The organism is Planktotalea sp. (assembly GCF_039984035.1).
In the GTDB taxonomy this organism is placed as follows: Bacteria; Pseudomonadota; Alphaproteobacteria; order Rhodobacterales; family Rhodobacteraceae; genus Planktotalea.
Window position 1 is genome coordinate 1 of sequence record NZ_JBDWVM010000323.1, and the last position, 16151, is coordinate 16151.

At 53.8% G+C, this 16151-nt stretch carries 13 protein-coding genes and 1 tRNA gene; 6 read left to right on the top strand and 8 right to left on the bottom strand.

Annotated features, from left to right (window positions below; genetic code table 11):
- Both ABJQ89_RS14450 and ABJQ89_RS14455 read left to right on the top strand, forming a co-directional pair.
- Positions 1-876, top strand: an 876-nt coding sequence (locus tag ABJQ89_RS14450; RefSeq protein ID WP_348496891.1) for an aminomethyltransferase family protein, incomplete at its 5' end; no start/stop codon positions are given.
- Positions 876-1469 (top strand): nucleotidyltransferase family protein, encoded by a 594-nt coding sequence (locus ABJQ89_RS14455; RefSeq protein ID WP_348496892.1) that lies wholly within the window; start codon positions 876-878, stop codon positions 1467-1469. The genes ABJQ89_RS14450 and ABJQ89_RS14455, both read left to right, overlap by 1 nt.
- Here ABJQ89_RS14455 and ABJQ89_RS14460 read toward each other — a convergent pair.
- The 3 genes from ABJQ89_RS14460 to ABJQ89_RS14470 all read right to left on the bottom strand — a co-directional run bounded on the left by ABJQ89_RS14460 (position 1461) and on the right by ABJQ89_RS14470 (position 7903).
- Positions 1461-2144 (bottom strand): Hint domain-containing protein, encoded by a 684-nt coding sequence (locus tag ABJQ89_RS14460; protein ID WP_348496893.1) that lies wholly within the window; start codon positions 2142-2144, stop codon positions 1461-1463. The two genes, ABJQ89_RS14455 and ABJQ89_RS14460, sit on opposite strands and share 9 nt — an antisense overlap.
- A 455-nt stretch (positions 2145-2599) precedes the next feature.
- Entirely contained in the window at positions 2600-6991 is a 4392-nt protein-coding gene (locus ABJQ89_RS14465; RefSeq protein ID WP_348496894.1) for an Ig-like domain-containing protein, read from the bottom strand.
- 826 nt (positions 6992-7817) lie between these two features.
- A tRNA-Leu gene (locus tag ABJQ89_RS14470) sits at positions 7818-7903 on the bottom strand.
- A 137-nt stretch (positions 7904-8040) separates the two neighbouring features.
- Between ABJQ89_RS14470 and ABJQ89_RS14475 the strand changes: the two genes are divergently transcribed.
- A complete protein-coding gene (locus ABJQ89_RS14475) occupies positions 8041-8619 on the top strand; it encodes a YqaA family protein (RefSeq protein WP_348496895.1) in 579 nt (192 codons plus the stop codon).
- Positions 8616-9074, top strand: coding sequence for a disulfide bond formation protein B (locus ABJQ89_RS14480; RefSeq protein WP_348496896.1), 459 nt, complete (start codon positions 8616-8618; stop codon positions 9072-9074). Before ABJQ89_RS14475 ends, ABJQ89_RS14480 begins: the two co-directional genes overlap by 4 nt.
- Before the next feature lie 64 nt (positions 9075-9138).
- Here ABJQ89_RS14480 and ABJQ89_RS14485 read toward each other — a convergent pair whose 3' ends face one another.
- From ABJQ89_RS14485 to purC, 5 genes are all read right to left on the bottom strand, one after another.
- The gene (locus ABJQ89_RS14485) at positions 9139-10473 is read right to left on the bottom strand and encodes a sigma-54 dependent transcriptional regulator (protein ID WP_348496897.1); all 1335 of its coding nucleotides are present in this window, start codon (positions 10471-10473) and stop codon (positions 9139-9141) included.
- Positions 10474-10477: 4 nt separating this feature from the next.
- Positions 10478-12175 (bottom strand): ATP-binding protein, encoded by a 1698-nt coding sequence (locus ABJQ89_RS14490; protein WP_348496903.1) that lies wholly within the window; start codon positions 12173-12175, stop codon positions 10478-10480.
- 151 nt (positions 12176-12326) lie between these two features.
- Positions 12327-12995, bottom strand: a complete 669-nt coding sequence (gene purQ / locus ABJQ89_RS14495) for a phosphoribosylformylglycinamidine synthase subunit PurQ (RefSeq protein ID WP_348496898.1) — start codon at positions 12993-12995, stop codon at positions 12327-12329.
- Positions 12995-13225 (bottom strand): phosphoribosylformylglycinamidine synthase subunit PurS, encoded by a 231-nt coding sequence (purS, locus tag ABJQ89_RS14500; RefSeq protein ID WP_348496899.1) that lies wholly within the window; start codon positions 13223-13225, stop codon positions 12995-12997. Before purS ends, purQ begins: the two co-directional genes overlap by 1 nt.
- Before the next feature lie 20 nt (positions 13226-13245).
- Positions 13246-14007 carry a phosphoribosylaminoimidazolesuccinocarboxamide synthase gene (gene purC / locus ABJQ89_RS14505; RefSeq protein ID WP_348496900.1) on the bottom strand — a complete coding sequence of 254 codons (762 nt, stop codon included), beginning with the start codon at positions 14005-14007 and terminating at the stop codon, positions 13246-13248.
- Positions 14008-14211: 204 nt separating this feature from the next.
- Here purC and ABJQ89_RS14510 point away from each other — a divergent pair, with 204 nt between their 5' ends.
- Positions 14212-14526 (top strand): DUF1476 domain-containing protein, encoded by a 315-nt coding sequence (locus ABJQ89_RS14510; protein WP_348496901.1) that lies wholly within the window; start codon positions 14212-14214, stop codon positions 14524-14526.
- Between the two features lie 112 nt (positions 14527-14638).
- Positions 14639-16151, top strand: a 1513-nt coding sequence (locus tag ABJQ89_RS14515; RefSeq protein WP_348496902.1) for a phosphatidylglycerol lysyltransferase domain-containing protein, incomplete at its 3' end; no start/stop codon positions are given.

Sequence of the window (16151 nt, forward strand, 5' to 3'; positions counted from 1 at the left end):
ATCGGGCGCATGTCGCTTACGCCCATGCTGTCGCCTAAGGGCCGCCTGATTGGGGATTTCACCGTTTCGTGCCTCGGCGAGCAAGAGTTCCAAGTGACCGCAAGCTATGGATCGCAAGCCTATCATATGCGTTGGTTCCAGCAGAATATGGAAGATGGCGTCACCCTTGAGAACGTCTCTGACAAGCACAATGGGTTTCAGATCGCAGGACCGAAAGCGCGAGAGGTGCTCGCCGCCTGCACGCGCACCGATATCAGCGACATGAAATTCATGGACGTGCAGCGTATGACCGTGGGCATGGCAGAATGCATCGTGCAGCGGGTCAGCTACACGGGCGATCTGGGCTATGAAATCTATTGTGATCTTCCCTCGCAGCGTCAACTCTGGTGGACCCTTTGGTCGGCGGGCGAACCGATCGGCATGCAACCCTTTGGCATGCGCGCTATGATGAGCTTGCGGCTCGATAAATTCTTCGGGTCCTGGCTGTCGGAGTTCTCACCCGATTACACCGCCGCTGAAACCGGCTTGGATCGTTTTATCAGCTTCAAGAAGAACACGGACTTCATCGGGCGCGCCGCAGCTGAGGAAGAGCGCAAAACGCCCCCTGCCCGTCAACTCTGCGCCTTTGAAGTTGATGCAGACAATGCCGATGTGGTGGCCTATGAGCCGATCTGGATCGACGGTGAAGTGCTTGGGTTCTGCACCTCTGGCGGCTATTCTCACACAGCGGGCAAATCGATTGCGCAAGCGCTTATTCCACGTGAGTTGGCGAAAGAAGGTTTAGAAGTGAACATTGAAATCCTAGGCGATATGCGGAAAGCGCGGTTGATTACGACACCTTTGTTCGACGCTGACAACGCACGGATGCGCGGTTGATGTCCACGACCTGTTTGCTGCCAGCCGCCGGTGCGTCATCGCGCATGCGCGGCGGCGACAAACTCCTTGAGGATGTGCATGGCGCGCCTTGCCTCGCGGTTATGGCGCAGCGCGCTTTGGCAGCGGGCATGGAGGTTATCGTAACGCTGCCTAGCGCCGATCATCCGCGTGCGCAGGCACTCACGGATCTGCCAGTGACAATGCTCGTCATTCCAGATGCGACCGCGCGTGGTATGTCCGCGTCTTTGGCCGAAGGCACACGGGCGATATCGCATGATGCAGAGGCATTGATGGTCCTGCCTGCGGATATGCCAAACATTACAGCCGACGACATGACACGCATGTTGGATCGGTTTCAGCGGGATCGGCCTAAACTGCTGCGCGCTCGCGCGCCCTCAGGACAACATGGGCATCCGATCCTCTTTTCGGCTGAATTACGGGATGAATTCGCCCATCTCAGCGGCGACACTGGTGCACAATCCATTGTGAGAAAACATCAAGCAGATATCGCATTCATCGACTTTGAGGATGAACGTGTAACGCTTGATCTGGATACGCCAGAAGACTGGGCCGCGTGGCGCGCGTCACTCTGACGGGAAAAGAACATCTTCTAACTGTGCCGCTTCGATCTGCGTGCGCGCAGCTGGGAAAGCGCTGACTGCGTCATCTTCCAGCTCAGGAAAGATGTGCAGCAATTCTGATCTATGCCGTTCGTCCATGGCCCCCGCACGCATATCATTGGGTTGATAGCTTTCTGACCAAGCACCGTCCGCCAAGACGATCTCATGTTGTTCAAACATGAAGTGGACGTAAGTGATCTCTTCCACGATGGATCGTTTCACACCTTCAAAACAGGTCAGAAGGTGGGCGGCAATCAACACTTCGTCCATGTCGAACCATTGGCGGATTTGATCGTTGTTTAGCAACATTCGGTGTTGGGGAGAAACGCAAGTTGTGCGTTCGGGTAGATCTGGCCCCAAAGCGCCAGCAGCAATTTCGATAGGTTGTAGGCTTGGGTTTACGTCCAAGAAGCCTTTGGTCAAGGTGCGCTGCCCGCACCAAACGACCTTCTGATATCCGTTATCTCGGGTCAAAACTAACATGTCGGGGCGGATGTCCTCGACGGGCACTTCACCCTTATCGGTTTTGATCAATGTACCGGGAGTAAAACAAGGACAGTAAGAAGTGACTTGATGCGAGAGTTGGCCACTCGCATCAAGATTCTGGTACACAACAGGGCCACGGCCTTTGCGAAGAACAAAACTCATTAAAAGAACTCACTCACTCAAATCTACGCAGGCCAACTTACCGTGGTCTCTCGTTACGTAACCCTATGTGTTTCCCTAAGGTGACCTAAATGTGGCAAAGACGCGACTTACTCACGGCTAAGGGTAACCAAACCGCTAACCATGCCACCATAAGTTGCGTTCCTTCTACGTTACAACTTTGCGCACACTTCGCCAGAATACTGACAGCGTCAAATAGTGGAAAAACGATATTTTTAGCGCTGCGATAGGGGTGCGAGTCGTCGAATGATTCTCTTTTGATCTAAATCGTACTGTTCATTCAAACGTTTGATGCGCTCGAAAATACGCCCATCTTGAACGCCACATTTAAACGGCGAAAAGAGGCAGTCGCCTGCCTCTTTTCAATTCTGATGAGCAGCCCCCTGCTCATCAGGGCTGCATATATGGGAATGCGCGTCGCGTCTTGTTCACTAGACTTAACCTAGGAGAAGCGCCGCCTCATATTTCTTAAGCGTTCGACGAGCCGCTTGATACACCTCAGCATTTTGCTGCGTTGCAAGCTCTGGGAACAGTTCCAGAATTTCGTCGCGCTGCTCTTGGCCGATACCTTCCAAGGAATAATCACCCGGCTGGAAGCTCTCGGACCATGTGCCATTTGACAGAACAACTTCGTGCTGCTGGAACATGATGTGGATGTAAGTCGTGCCAGAGCTTTCGACGCGGTCCACACCTTCGAGCATTGTCAGGTGTTTCGCAGCAACGAGAACTTCGCGCTCTTCAAAATACATCGCGGCCTTGTCTGTTGTCAGCAACATACGGTGCTGCGGAGACACAAGGATATCACGCTCTGGCAGGTTGTTGCCCAGTGCACCCGCTTGGATCAAGATCGGCTGCAGTTGCTCATTCGCGGCCAATTGCGCGCCATTGAGACCTTTGGAACCTGTCCAGCAGATTTCTTGAATGCCGTTGTCGCGTGTGATCACACGATCGCCAACCTGCAGGTCTTCTACCGCGCGCTCGCCTTGTGGTGTCGCGATCATCGTTCCAGGCGTGAAGCAAGGAATGACGTTCTCGATATCCGTAAAGGTCATCGTGCCGGTTTCAACATCCCCAGCATCTAGGAAGCGGACAATACCGTCTTCCAGATCTGCAGAGGTGTATTCAACCGTAACGCGGCCACCTGGGTTCACCGCATCGCCAGCGCCACGCAGATCAAGCGTATCAAAGTCTACGCCGCCCGCGCCACCGTCAACAGTATCGCCAACAGTCGCACCAATGATGCTATCTTGGTCATCGCCACCGGAGATGCTGTCTGCACCCGCGCCGCCGATCAACGTATCGTCGCCAGCACCGCCAAGGAGCGTATCTTCGTCGATACCACCGTCGATAGAGTCAGCACCGTCGCCACCAGAAAGGCTGTCGTCGTCGTCGCCACCGATAATCGTATCGCTACCTTCGCCGCCTTCAACTGTGTCACGGTCGTTCAGCTCGAGCCCAGGCAGTTCGAATGCATCTTCGAGATCGCCTGTGTAGGTCGGTGTTCCAGCATGGCTTGCATCGATGAAGTCATCGCCTGTGCCGCCATCGATGTCATCTGAACCGTGACCACCAAGGATGCTATCGTCGCCGCTACCACCAAGAACCGTATCGTCATCAATACCGGCATTGATTGTATCGTTGTCCGCGCCGCCGTCGATGCTATCGGCGTCATCGCCTGTGTTGATAACATCGTTGCCGTCGCCACCAAGAACCGTGTCGAGACCATCAGCAGCGTTTGGATCGGTATCGTAAGTCGTACCAAGCACAGTGACCGGCAGGTTTGGATCATCACCAACATAATCGGAGAAGCTATCGATGCCGACGTTGATCGTGTCATCGCCTGCGCCGCCATCAACGAAATCAGAACCCTGCTCATCGTTGATCAGATCGTTACCGCCATCGCCAATGACTGAGTCATCATCGATACCAGAGTTGATCGTATCATCGCCTTCGCCAGCAATAATCGTATCCGCATCATCGCCTGTTGTGATCAGATCGTTGCCTTCGTCAGCATCAACGAAATCACGGTCATCATCAGGGTCCGCGTCAAACGGAATACCAGCGAAAATTTCTTCATCGACCAGCGGCAGGCCGCCGCTTGTATCGATGACGTCGTCACCAAGTCCCGCCAGAACGGTATCAACACCGTCGCCAGTTGTGATCGTATCGTTGTCGTCACCAGAGAAGACAGAGTCATTCCCCTCGCCTGTGTCGATCAGATCGTTACCCGCATCACCGAAGACTGTATCGTTGCCTTCGCCTGTGGAGACGTCATCATCGCCCTCGCCCGCAGTTACGAAATCATCGCCGAGATCGGAAATAACTGTGTCGTCGCCCGCGCCAGCTTGAACAACATCGTCATTCGCACCCGCTTCTGGGAAGATCGCATCAGAATTGTCGATCTCATCGCCTTCAGGATCGCCCATGTAGGCTTCGTCAACACCGGCTGTCGTCGTATCGTCACCGATAATCAGATCGTCGCCTGCCGTACCTTCGACAATGCCGTCAAGCAGCGGAGTGCCAACAATAACTTGAATTGTTGTCTCATCTGTCAGGCCAAATGGGTCAGACAATGTGTACGTAATCGTATCAACATCATTGTTGAAGCCAGGATCAGGTGTGTACGTTACGTTCGTTTGGTCAGGTGAAATAGTAACCGTGCCGTTCGGCGCAGATGCTGCCGTGATAACCAACGTATCGCCATTTGGGTCAGTATCGTTACCCAATGGGAAGACAGTGACCGAAACACCGGCTGTCGTCGTCGCGAGATCAGGTTGACCTTCTGGCGCTTCGTTTACCGGCGCACTCACCGATACGATGACTTCGGCGGTGTCTGTACCACTGATATTGTCATCGATTGTGTAGGTGATTGTATCATCACCAACAAAACCAGCATCAGAAATGTAGTTCAGAGTGCCATCAGCGTTGATCGTTACTGTACCGTTCGCAGCGGTTGCCGCTGTTACGTCAAGCGGATCGCCGTCTGGATCGGTGTCGTTGCCGAGAACATCGATGTCTTCCAGCAGGACTTCGGACGTCGCTGTTGCGGTGTCGTCGTTTGCTACCGGTAGATCGTTAGGTGTCGCTGTAACCGTGACAATGACTTCGGCGGTGTCTGTACCGCTGATATTGTCGTCGATTGTGTAAGTGATTGTATCTTCACCAACAAAACCAGCATCAGAGGTGTAGTTCAGAGTGCCATCAGCGTTGATCGTTACTGTACCGTTCGCAGCGACAGCCGCTGTCACGTCAAGTGGATCGCCATCTGGATCGGTGTCGTTGCCGAGAACATCAATGTCTTCGAGCAGAACTTCAGACGTCGCGACCGCTGTGTCATCGTTCGCTGTAGGCGCTGTGTTGCCCGGGGCTGCGACTGTCACGATAACGTCAGCCGTGTCTGTGCCACTGATATTATCGTCGATTGTGTAAGTGATTGTATCTTCACCAACAAAACCAGCATCAGAAACATAGTTCAGCGTGCCATCGGCGTTGATCGTCACTGTACCGTTCGCAGCGACAGCCGCTGTCACGTCAAGTGGATCGCCGTCTGGATCAGTATCGTTGCCGAGAACATCGATGTCTTCGAGCAGAACTTCGGACGTGGCTGTTGCGGTGTCGTCGTTTGCAGTCGGCGCTGTGTTCGCCGGTGCTGCGACTGTCACAATAACGTCGGCCGTGTCTGTACCACTGATATTGTCGTCGATTGTGTAGGTGATCGTGTCTTCACCCACAAAACCAGCATCAGAGATGTAGTTCAGCGTGCCATCAGCGTTGATTGTTACTGTACCGTTCGCAGCGGTCGCCGCTGTCACGTCAAGTGGATCGCCGTCTGGATCGGTGTCGTTGCCAAGAACATCGATGTCTTCGAGCAGAACTTCGGACGTGGCTGTTGCGGTGTCGTCGTTTGCAGTCGGCGCTGTGTTCGCCGGTGCTGAAACAGTAACCGTAACAGTGGATGTGTCTGTGCCACCCAAGCCATCGGAAATCTCATAAGTGATCGTATCAACGCCAGTAAATCCGGGCGTCGGGTCATAGTTCAGTGTACCATCACCATTGATGGTAACTGTTCCGTTTGGTGCGCTGGCACTCAGAACTGAGAGGGTGTCGCCGTCTGGGTCTGTGTCGTTGCCAAGTACGTCTATGTCTTCCAGAAGGGTATCTTCCAGAGTGGACGCTGTGTCTGGGTTCGCAACGGGGTCTTCGTTGGGGTCGGTCGTCGTGAACAGCAGGTCAGACACAAGGATTTCTTGCTCGCCTGTTCCTGTGTTTGCATAGTCAATGGTGACGCTGCCAACAGGGCCTGCAATTTCGATAAGAGCTGATTGTGCCGCATCAGTTGGAAGGCCTTGAGTGTCGCCATCGAGGGTCTGACCGACTGTCGTAATGCCTGCGCCCGCAGTGATCGTCACAGGGATTTCGTTCCCATCGAGATCAAATGCACGGATTGTTACGACGTCTTCGTGAATGCTGCTTGGGCCACCACCAATATCACCGATCGCGCCAGCGTCGATGTCGTCGATGCGAAACGACAGGTCTGTGACAGCATCGCCGTACAAAGGATCAGAGGATGCAAAGGAGAGCGTTGTCGACGACGTATCACCAGCGGTCCCTGAATCACCAATCAGCTTGAGCTGAGAGTTCGGAGGCAGATCATCGCCCGGATCATCATAGGTGTCGAGATTCAGTGCAAACGCTGTCGAAGCAGTTGCAATGTTGGTGTAGTCGACTGTGACAGCAACTCCGCCAGTTTCGATCGTTTCCGATCCAGTGGATAGTTCTGTTGCATATCCGCCCGGGTAGTCTCCCCAGGACAATCTTAAATCAGGCATTTTGACCCCTCACACAGCACCCAAACCAACGGGCGTAAAAACAAAGACGCACGAAGCGTACGACAAAAGATCAAACGAATACCTGAAGACACAAAGCTATCGTCACCCAAAACGGGTTTAATAACGCTTATAGATCGATGAAGATCTTGCGACAGCTATGCGTCTCCCCAGACGCGTATTTCGTTTGTCGGCCACCCCCATGGCCTACAAGTGCCCCCTCAGTTGGGCAATTTCGGTTTAACGCGCTTTACCCAAGAGCAGCAAACAAAATTTTGCCATCTTTCACCGAACAAAGTCGCTCTGAGAGGCATTTGCCTAAAAATGTAGCGAAAAACGACGCGCAAAACTGGCTAAAAAAAGGCAAGTTGGGCGCGTTTTCGCTCAAGATAGCACTGCATTGTTCGCGTAAATTAAGTAAAACGCTATGGAACCGTTAATAGTCTCAAATATCGAAACATTCAATCAGCTGCGACAATTTTTTCCGTCATTCACAATATCTTTAGTAGTGAGTTTGACAGTTTGTTTCTTAAATCAGGCAAAATACCCCATTTTTCCGATATTGTTCTAATTTCATAGAGAAACATGCACGTAAAGAGCATGCTTACCTAAGGTTAATTATCCTAAATCGGTTGTTTGATTCGGAGAAACGCGCCCGCCCAAGTACCACCACAGGATGCAGGAAAGGGGAAAAATGGCATAAATAAGTCATCAAACGGAAATCGCGTTCAATCGTGGGATTTCTTGGACATGCGTGGAAGATGAAAAAGTCCGACAAGACCGCGTTCAAAAAATTCATTTAGCAGACCTGCGGAGCTTGCAAAGCAAGTGGTACCCAAGGCCGGACTCGAACCGGCACGCCCGTTAAGGCGGGGGATTTTGAATCCCCTGCGTCTACCATTCCGCCACTTGGGCACTGACGCTTCTTTAGACAAGCTCTGCGGCGGGGTCCAGACCCAACAAACATCTTCTTGAAAGAAATCTCTGTTGCGAAGCCCTTGACCCGTGTTTGCGCACATGTTCATTCAGATTAAGTCATAAGGGACGCGGAAATGTTAAAGAAACTCTACGATATTGTGCTCTCTTGGGCGGAACATCCTCATGCGCTCTGGCTCTTAGCCATCGTCGCTTTCGCGGAAAGTTCGTTTTTTCCGATTCCACCAGACATTTTGATGATCCCGATGATTCTGGCCCGCCCCTCGCGCGCATGGCTGATCGCAAGCATTGCTTTGATTGCCTCAGTTCTGGGTGGTCTGCTGGGGTATGCGATTGGCGCATTGGCTTATGAGCAAATCGGCGCTCCAATTCTTGAAAGTCTTGGCAAAGCAGATGCGATGGGTGAATTCTCGACACGCTTTAACGATCTCGGGTTCTGGGCGGTCCTCACTGCTGGTGTTACGCCGTTCCCATATAAGGTCATCACGATCATGTCTGGATGGACCGGCATGCCGCTCATGACATTCATCGTCACATCGATCTTCGCGCGTGCCTTGCGCTTTTATATCGTCGCGTTGCTGCTGTGGAAGTTCGGTGAGCCTATTCGCGACTTTATCGAAAAGCGCTTGCCGCTGATGTTCGTTCTTTTCGTCCTGCTACTGGTTGGCGGCTTTTTTGCGGTGAAACTCCTATGACACGCTTTCAACTCACTCTTTTGGCGACTGCCGGCTCCGCTGCGTTAATGCTGGGAGCATTGGGCTTTCAATATATTGGCGAAATGCCTCCCTGCAAAATGTGCTACTGGCAGCGCTACCCACATGTTGCCGCGATCGCAATTGGCCTGCTCGCTCTCGTATTTGGGTCGCGTTTGCTTTTGCTCTTGGGCGCCCTCGCCGCGTTAACGACTGCAGGTATCGGCGCATATCATTCCGGCGTTGAACAGGGCTGGTGGGAAGGTCCGACCACCTGCACATCTGGCCCCATTGGTGATCTCAGCGCCTCTGACCTATTGGCCCAAATCATGGACGCCCCCCTTGTGCGCTGCGACGAAATCCCTTGGGAGCTGTTCGGCCTTTCAATGGCAGGATGGAATATGGTGATTTCTTTTGGGCTTGCGGTGGTTTGGATTCTAGCTGCACGCAAAAGCTAACTTAAACAAAAAGCGCCCTGTGCTTTTCGACACGGGGCGCAATTAAACATTTCGGATTTTCACCTTACAGGTAGTCTGAACGTTGCAGCCCGTATTTGGCCATTTTCTCATTCAAAGTACGGCGCGGCAGGCAGAGCTCTTCCATCACACCCGCAATCGATCCTTTGTGACGGCGCATAGTGTTGTCGATCAACATGCGCTCAAAGGCTTCCACATACTCTTTCAGCGGTTTGCCCTCGGTCGTCATGACCGGTGTCATTTCATCATGATCGCTCATCAGCAACGACGCGATTGATCCTGACCCGCGGCGGGTCTGGAGCACCGCGCGCTCAGCAATATTGATCAACTGGCGCACGTTTCCGGGCCAAGGCGCTTGCAAAAGCTGCGCCGCTTCCTGGGCGGACACCTCTGGGGCGCTGCAGCCATACTCTTCGGCAAACTGTTCGGACAAACGTGTGAACAGTGACAGAATATCTTCGCCGCGCGCACGCAGCGGCGGGATGGTGATCCGCAGCGCGGCAAGGCGATAAAACAGATCAGAGCGCAGCGCATCTTCGCAGGTGCGATCCTGTTCCTGCAAATTGGAAATTGCGATGATCCGCGTTTCGGCAGGAGTGCCTTGCTCATTGATTACGCTCAAAAGGCGCGCTTGCATCGCATCACTCAGCGCTTCGATATCTTCGAGAACCAAAGTGCCGCCACGCGCCTCTTCAATCGCGGGCAAATGCGGATCTTCTGGGGCAACAGGCCCGAACAGGCGCTGCGTCAGCGCCTCTTCATCCATCGCGGCGCAGGACACCAGCACGAAGCGTTTTCCGGCGCGGCTGCCAACAGCGTGCAGCGCATGCGCAACCAGCGTTTTGCCCGTCCCTGTTTCGCCATCGATCAGAACATGACCATCGGCCTGCCCCAAATCAAGAATGTCTTCCTTCAGGCGCTCCATCACGGGCGACGCGCCAATCAACTTTTTCATCAATTGCCCGCCATCGGACAATTCACGGCGCAAAGCGCGGTTATCAAGCGTCAGGCGCCGTGCGTTCGCAGCCTTTTTCGCAAGCTCGGACATACGATCCGGATTGAACGGTTTTTCCAGAAAATCAAACGCACCAATGCGCATCGCGTTCACTGCCATCGGAACATCGCCATGCCCCGTGATCATGATCACGGGCAGCGCGCTGTCTGTTCCCATGAGTTTCTTCAAAAACTGCATGCCATCCATGCCCGGCATCTTAATGTCGGAAATCACGATGCCTGGATAATCCGCACCAATACCCGCAAGCGCATCTTCGGCAGAGGCAAATGTTTCCGTGTCGTATCCAGACAAGGCCAGCCATTGGGAAATGGACTGACGCATATCTTTTTCGTCATCCACGATGGCGATTTTCATTGAATTGGCCATGAGCTTACTCCGCTGCAGGTTTCGCGCTGTGTGCGTCCTCTTCATGTAGGATCGGCAAACGAATTTCAAAGACCGCTCCACCTTGCACAGCATTGCGCGCTGTCATTCTTCCCCCTAGCTCGTTCACGATCCCCGAAGAAATGGCAAGCCCAAGCCCGACGCCATCGCCCGGTTGTTTGGTCGTGTAGAAGGGTTCGAAGAGCGCATCGAGGTCCTCGATCCCCTGCCCGTTGTCCCGCACAGTCAGCATCGCGGTTTCGCCTGCAGCCAGAAGGACATCGACCTGCGGGTCCTCCACAGACTTCGTCGCATCCAGCGCATTGCGCAACAGGTTGATCATCACCTGCTCGACGCGGACGCGATCAGCCATCACCATGACCGGTTCCTGTGGCAGAGCTTTGTTGATTTGCACCTGACGTTGCCTCAGCTGCGGCTCCATCATCGACAGGCTTGAGGCGAGCGCATCCCCAAGATTTACAGGGGAATATTCATCCCCGCCCTTGCGTGCATAGCTTTTCAACTGCCGTGTAATCGCGCCCATGCGTTCGATCAAACCATCGATCCGCTGGAAGCTGACGATGGCTTCGTCAGGGCGTCCGCGACCGACCAATAGCTTTGCGCCAGCAAGATAGGTTTTCATCGCCGCGAGCGGTTGGTTCAACTCGTGGCTAACAGCGGCAGACATCTCGCCAAGCGCGGCCAATTTCGAGCTTTGCGCGAGCGTTTGTTCGGCCACCGCGAGGTTCTCTTCCACCTTCTGTCGTTCGGCAACTTCTCGCTGCAGCCTTATGTTAAGTTGGCGAAGTTCTGCCGACTCTTGTTGGAAGACCGCCATGCGCACCGCGGTTTTGCGGTTCAGGAAATAGAAGGCCAGCGCGAGAAGGATCGCGAATCCCATAATTTCGAGCGCGAGCACCCCGTTCACACGTTCGCGCACTGACGCGAAGGAGGTGAAGCTTGCCATTTGCCAGCCACGAAATGCAATACGCGTATGGGTGCGCATCACCGCTTCGCCGCGCAGATATGTATCGCCTGGGTCAGAAGTCCAATCCGCGGTCACCTGAATCGCGCGGCTGATCGCACCTGAAGGAGGCTGACGCTGCAGCGCCTCTTCCTCTTTTAGGCCGCGCCAACGTGGCTCTGTCGACAAAATGATCGTGCCTTCAGAGTTGGTGATCAAAACCGCATCAGAAATCCCCGCCCAAGCGCGTTCAAATTTCTGCAAATCGACTTCTACGACAACAACGCCAAGCACGTCATTGTTGCTCTCAACGCGGCGCGAATAGGTAAATGAGAACCCACCGGAGGGGCGCTCAATCACCGAAAATACTGTGTCGTTTGACCGTAAAGCATCAACAAAATAAGCGTCTGAGCGGTGGAGCGACTGAAGACGGTTCCGATCCGTAGCCGCAACAGAGCGCCCTTCTCTGTCCAAGAGCATCAAAGAAGCCGCGCCGATCTCATCGACAAACCCGATCAATCGCTGAGTGGAACTTGTGAAATCATCGGAGTTCAAAGCGCCGATCAGGGCTGGATCACGCGCCAGAAGCTGTGGAACGATAGAGTTACGACGCAACTCGGACAGGATGTTGCCGCTATAAAGGGCGAGCCGCAGTTCCGCGCGGTTGCGTGTCGTTTCTGTAAAACGATCCGTGACGAACATGTTGGTGAAAAAGACCGTCGCCCCCGCAAAGAGCAGCATAACAACGAGCAAGGCCCGCGTGCCCCACGGGTTAAACCGCGCACGTGCGCGCGAGGTTTCTCTTCCGACAACAGGCAGTTCAGATCTAACATGCGGTTGGCTCATAGGCCCGATGCTAGAGTGCTCTTGCCCGTCGCTCAAGGTCGCAGGCTCACGCAGTGGTCATTGTCTCAACTAAACCGGCAAAAAGTCGCGCGCCGTTGTCAGAGCCATGCGCTTCTTCCATCGCCCGTTCTGGATGCGGCATCATGCCAAGAACACGCCCATTTGCAGACGTAATTCCTGCTATGTCGCGATCAGACCCGTTTGGATTGTCTGTATAGCGGAAGGCAACGCGGCCCTCGCCCTCAAGCACATCCAGCTCTTCTTTGGAGGCCGTGTAGTTGCCATCGTGGTGTGCGATTGGCACTTGGATTACTTGACCCGCGCTGTAGCCATTCAAGAAATCGCTCTTGTTTTCAGCGACTTCCAAACCGACCGTGCGACAGATGTATTTCAAACCCGCATTGCGCATCAAAGCGCCCGGCAACAGACGTGTTTCCGTTAGAACCTGAAACCCATTGCAGACACCAAAGACGTATCCACCTTTTTCTGCGTGGGTCTTTACCGCAGCGCAGATCGGAGAGTTTGCAGCAATCGCACCGCAACGCAGATAATCACCGTAGGAAAATCCGCCCGGAATACCGACCAAATCGATGCCTTCTGGCAGGCTGCTGTCTTTGTGCCAAACGCGCGTTACGTCTGCGCCAGCCATTTCCAGCCCGACCGCCAGATCGCGATCGCAATTGGACCCCGGGAACGTAATGACTGCTGCGCGCATTAGCTAAGCTCCACCGTGTAGGATTCGATCACTGTGTTCGCGAGCAGCTTTTCGCACATCTCGCCAACCTGCGCTTCGGTTGTGCCATCGGCCAGATCAAGCTCGATCACTTTGCCCTGACGCACGCCTTCGACGCCTTCAAAGCCAAGAGCACCCAGCGCGTGGCGCACGGCCTCACCTTGTGGGTCCAGAACACCGTTTTTCAACATCACGTGTACACGAGCTTTCATGTCTATGTCTCTCTTAGCGCTTAATTAATCAGAGTTGGCTTGGTAACAGGTTGCTGGTTCTTTGGCAGCACGCCAAGACGCTTTGCAACTTCTGTGTAGGCATCGGTGAGCGAGCCAAGGTCACGGCGGAACACATCTTTGTCCAGCTTTTGGTTCGTTTCGATATCCCAAAGGCGGCAGCTGTCAGGGCTGATTTCATCGGCAACGATCAAACGCTGAAAATCACCCTCATAAACGCGGCCAATCTCGATTTTGAAGTCGATCAACTTGATGCCAACGCCATACATGACACCGGACAAGAAATCATTGACCCGCAGTGCGAGGCTCAGGATGTCTTCCATGTCTTGTTGGGAGGCCCAACCGAAGGCTGCGATATGCTCTTCGGACACGAGCGGATCACCGAGTTTGTCGTCTTTCAGGCAATATTCCACGATCGGGCGCGGCAATTGCGTGCCCTCTTCGATGCCCAAACGTTTGGACATTGTGCCCGCCGCATAGTTGCGCACGATCACTTCGAGCGGAACAATCTCGCAAGAGCGCACAAGCTGCTCACGCATGTTGATCCGTTTCAAGAAATGGTTTGGCACACCGATGCTCGTCAGGCCTTGCATAAAATACTCGGACAGCATGTTGTTCAGAACACCCTTGCCGTCGATGACGTCTTTTTTCTCAGCGTTGAAGGCAGTGGCGTCATCCTTGAAGTATTGGATGATCGTTCCTGGCTCTGGACCCTCATAGAGTGTCTTGGCTTTACCTTCGTAAATCTTTTTTCCGCGCGCCATGGCAGTGACTTTCTTTGCAGCGTGATGGGGGAACGACTCTGTCCCGCGTCCATTCTGTCGCCCTCTTAGGGCAAGGGGCACGTCGGGGCAAGGTAGCGCGGCAAGGGTTTTGATGCGGCTCTATGCCGCTTGCCCCTTGCAGCGCTGCTCCGCGCATCGCATATTCACGTTAACACTTACAACCACTTGAGGATGGTGAACCAAATGAGCACCTTTAATGATCGCGCCGACGCTTTTGAGTCAAAATTCGCACATGATGCAGACATGCAGTTCAAAGCGGATGCACGCCGCAACAAATTGACTGGCCTTTGGGCGGCTGAATTACTTGGTAAATCTGCTGAGGAAGCAGCGGAATACGCAAAAGAAGTCATCAAGTCCGATTTTGAAGAAGCCGGCCACGAAGATGTTGTGCGCAAGGTTGCCGCTGATTTGGGTGACAAATCCAATCCAGATGAAATTCGCGCCAAAATGGCTGAATTTCTGGCTGTCGCAAAAGAACAATTAATGTCCGAAGTTTAACAGACATCGACATTCTGAAAATCGCCCTGTTGAGCTGTGCCTCAGCAGGGCTTTTTTGTGTCCAATTTGATCCGTTAAGCCCCTGATAAGGTTGCACCGATACTGCGATCTTATGACGTCTTCACTCAAATCGCTCTCGATGCGCCGCAAGGCCGGTTTTCAACTCCTTACGCTCTGCGTGGTCTTGCCCGTGTGCGCCTTGGCTGCACGCCCCTTTCTGGACACGCACGACTGGGGGCAAGTGCATCTCGCTTGGAATGGTATCTCCCTCCAGCAATGGGTGCTGGCTGGCTTGGCCACGACTGCAAGCTTTGCCTCGCTCGGGCGTTATGATGTCATCATCCACCGCGTTCTTGGGACAGGAGTGTCCACGCGCAGCGCCCAAGCCAGCGGTGCAGCGGCGGTCGCCCTGTCTCAAACCCTTGGTTTTGGCCTAATAACCGGCACTTTGGCGCGATGGCGCGGACTTTCGCAGCAAAGCATTATCGCCGCCGCCTCCGTTACCACATTGGTCGCAATCAGTTTTCTAGCGGCGTGGCTGATGATTTTTGCCATCGCGGGCTTGCTCGCCCCCGATGCCTTGCCCCTGCCCCCGTTGTTTTTTCAAGCCTGTCTGTTTTCAGCGATCTGTTTGATCCTTTACACCGTCGTAAAGCGCTATCTTGGCTTTGCGGGTCGTCGATTGCGCCTGCCAAGTCTGCGCGCGATTTCTGCCCTTATTCTATATACAGCGCTTGATACGGGCTTTGCCGCTTTTGCGCTTTGGATACTTTTGCCCACAAATCTCCCAGTAGATTTCACTGTGCTTTTTCCAATCTACCTCGCCTGCTTGGGGATTGCTTTGCTCAGCAACACGCCAGGTGGCCTCGGTCCTTTTGAACTCACACTGTTTTGGGCGCTGCAAACGCAGAATATGAACGACATTCTTGCCAGCTTGATTGCGTTTCGCATCATCTATTTCGCACTGCCCGCCATTTTGGCGATGCTCTACCTTTACCGCCCCTTTGCTGATTTGCGCTCGCGCTCGCCCTTCATGTCGCGGGCCCGTGGACTGCATCCGGAAACTGCCGCTGGGCTGCAAACAGGCACGCCATTCATAAGCAAAAACGGCGCAATGATCGGCGCGATTGCGCGCACGACGCAGACCTCAACAGTGCTCTTTGATCCAGCGATTGAAACGCGCGCCAGCCTTGATGAGTTGACCAAGGTCGCGTCATTGAGCGCAACCCATCCGATCTACTATAAATGCAGCGCGCGCCATGCTGCCATACTGCGCAAGCAAGGCTATGCAACAGCGCGTATCGCACAGGATGCAATTGTTGAGCTGGATCAATTCACGCTTGATACCCCATCCAGACGCGGGTTGCGTCGCAAACTACGCACGGTTGAGAAAAAGGGTATTCGAATTGCACCGTTTGAGTTGACCCCAGACAATGTGAGCGCGGCGGCAGAGATAGATGCCAAATGGCAAGCGGCAAACGGGTCTGCGCGTGGATTTTCAATGGGACGGTTCGAGCCGCTGTATTTGCGCCGCCAAGCGCTGTTTGCCGCGTGGAAGGACGAGTCGCTTGTTGCCTTTATCAGTTGCCATCAAAGCAATGACACATGGGTCCTTGATGTCCTAC

Coding starts and splice junctions, on each gene's coding strand:
- ABJQ89_RS14465 (WP_348496894.1), bottom strand. CDS start 6,991: ATGCCTGATTTAAGATTGTCCTGGGGAGACTACCCGGGCGGATATGCA.
- purS (WP_348496899.1), bottom strand. CDS start 13,225: ATGAAAGCTCGTGTACACGTGATGTTGAAAAACGGTGTTCTGGACCCA.
- purQ (WP_348496898.1), bottom strand. CDS start 12,995: ATGCGCGCAGCAGTCATTACGTTCCCGGGGTCCAATTGCGATCGCGAT.
- ABJQ89_RS14480 (WP_348496896.1), top strand. CDS start 8,616: ATGACACGCTTTCAACTCACTCTTTTGGCGACTGCCGGCTCCGCTGCG.
- ABJQ89_RS14475 (WP_348496895.1), top strand. CDS start 8,041: ATGTTAAAGAAACTCTACGATATTGTGCTCTCTTGGGCGGAACATCCT.
- ABJQ89_RS14455 (WP_348496892.1), top strand. CDS start 876: ATGTCCACGACCTGTTTGCTGCCAGCCGCCGGTGCGTCATCGCGCATG.
- purC (WP_348496900.1), bottom strand. CDS start 14,007: ATGGCGCGCGGAAAAAAGATTTACGAAGGTAAAGCCAAGACACTCTAT.
- ABJQ89_RS14485 (WP_348496897.1), bottom strand. CDS start 10,473: ATGGCCAATTCAATGAAAATCGCCATCGTGGATGACGAAAAAGATATG.
- ABJQ89_RS14460 (WP_348496893.1), bottom strand. CDS start 2,144: ATGAGTTTTGTTCTTCGCAAAGGCCGTGGCCCTGTTGTGTACCAGAAT.
- ABJQ89_RS14490 (WP_348496903.1), bottom strand. CDS start 12,175: ATGCTGCTCTTTGCGGGGGCGACGGTCTTTTTCACCAACATGTTCGTC.
- ABJQ89_RS14510 (WP_348496901.1), top strand. CDS start 14,212: ATGAGCACCTTTAATGATCGCGCCGACGCTTTTGAGTCAAAATTCGCA.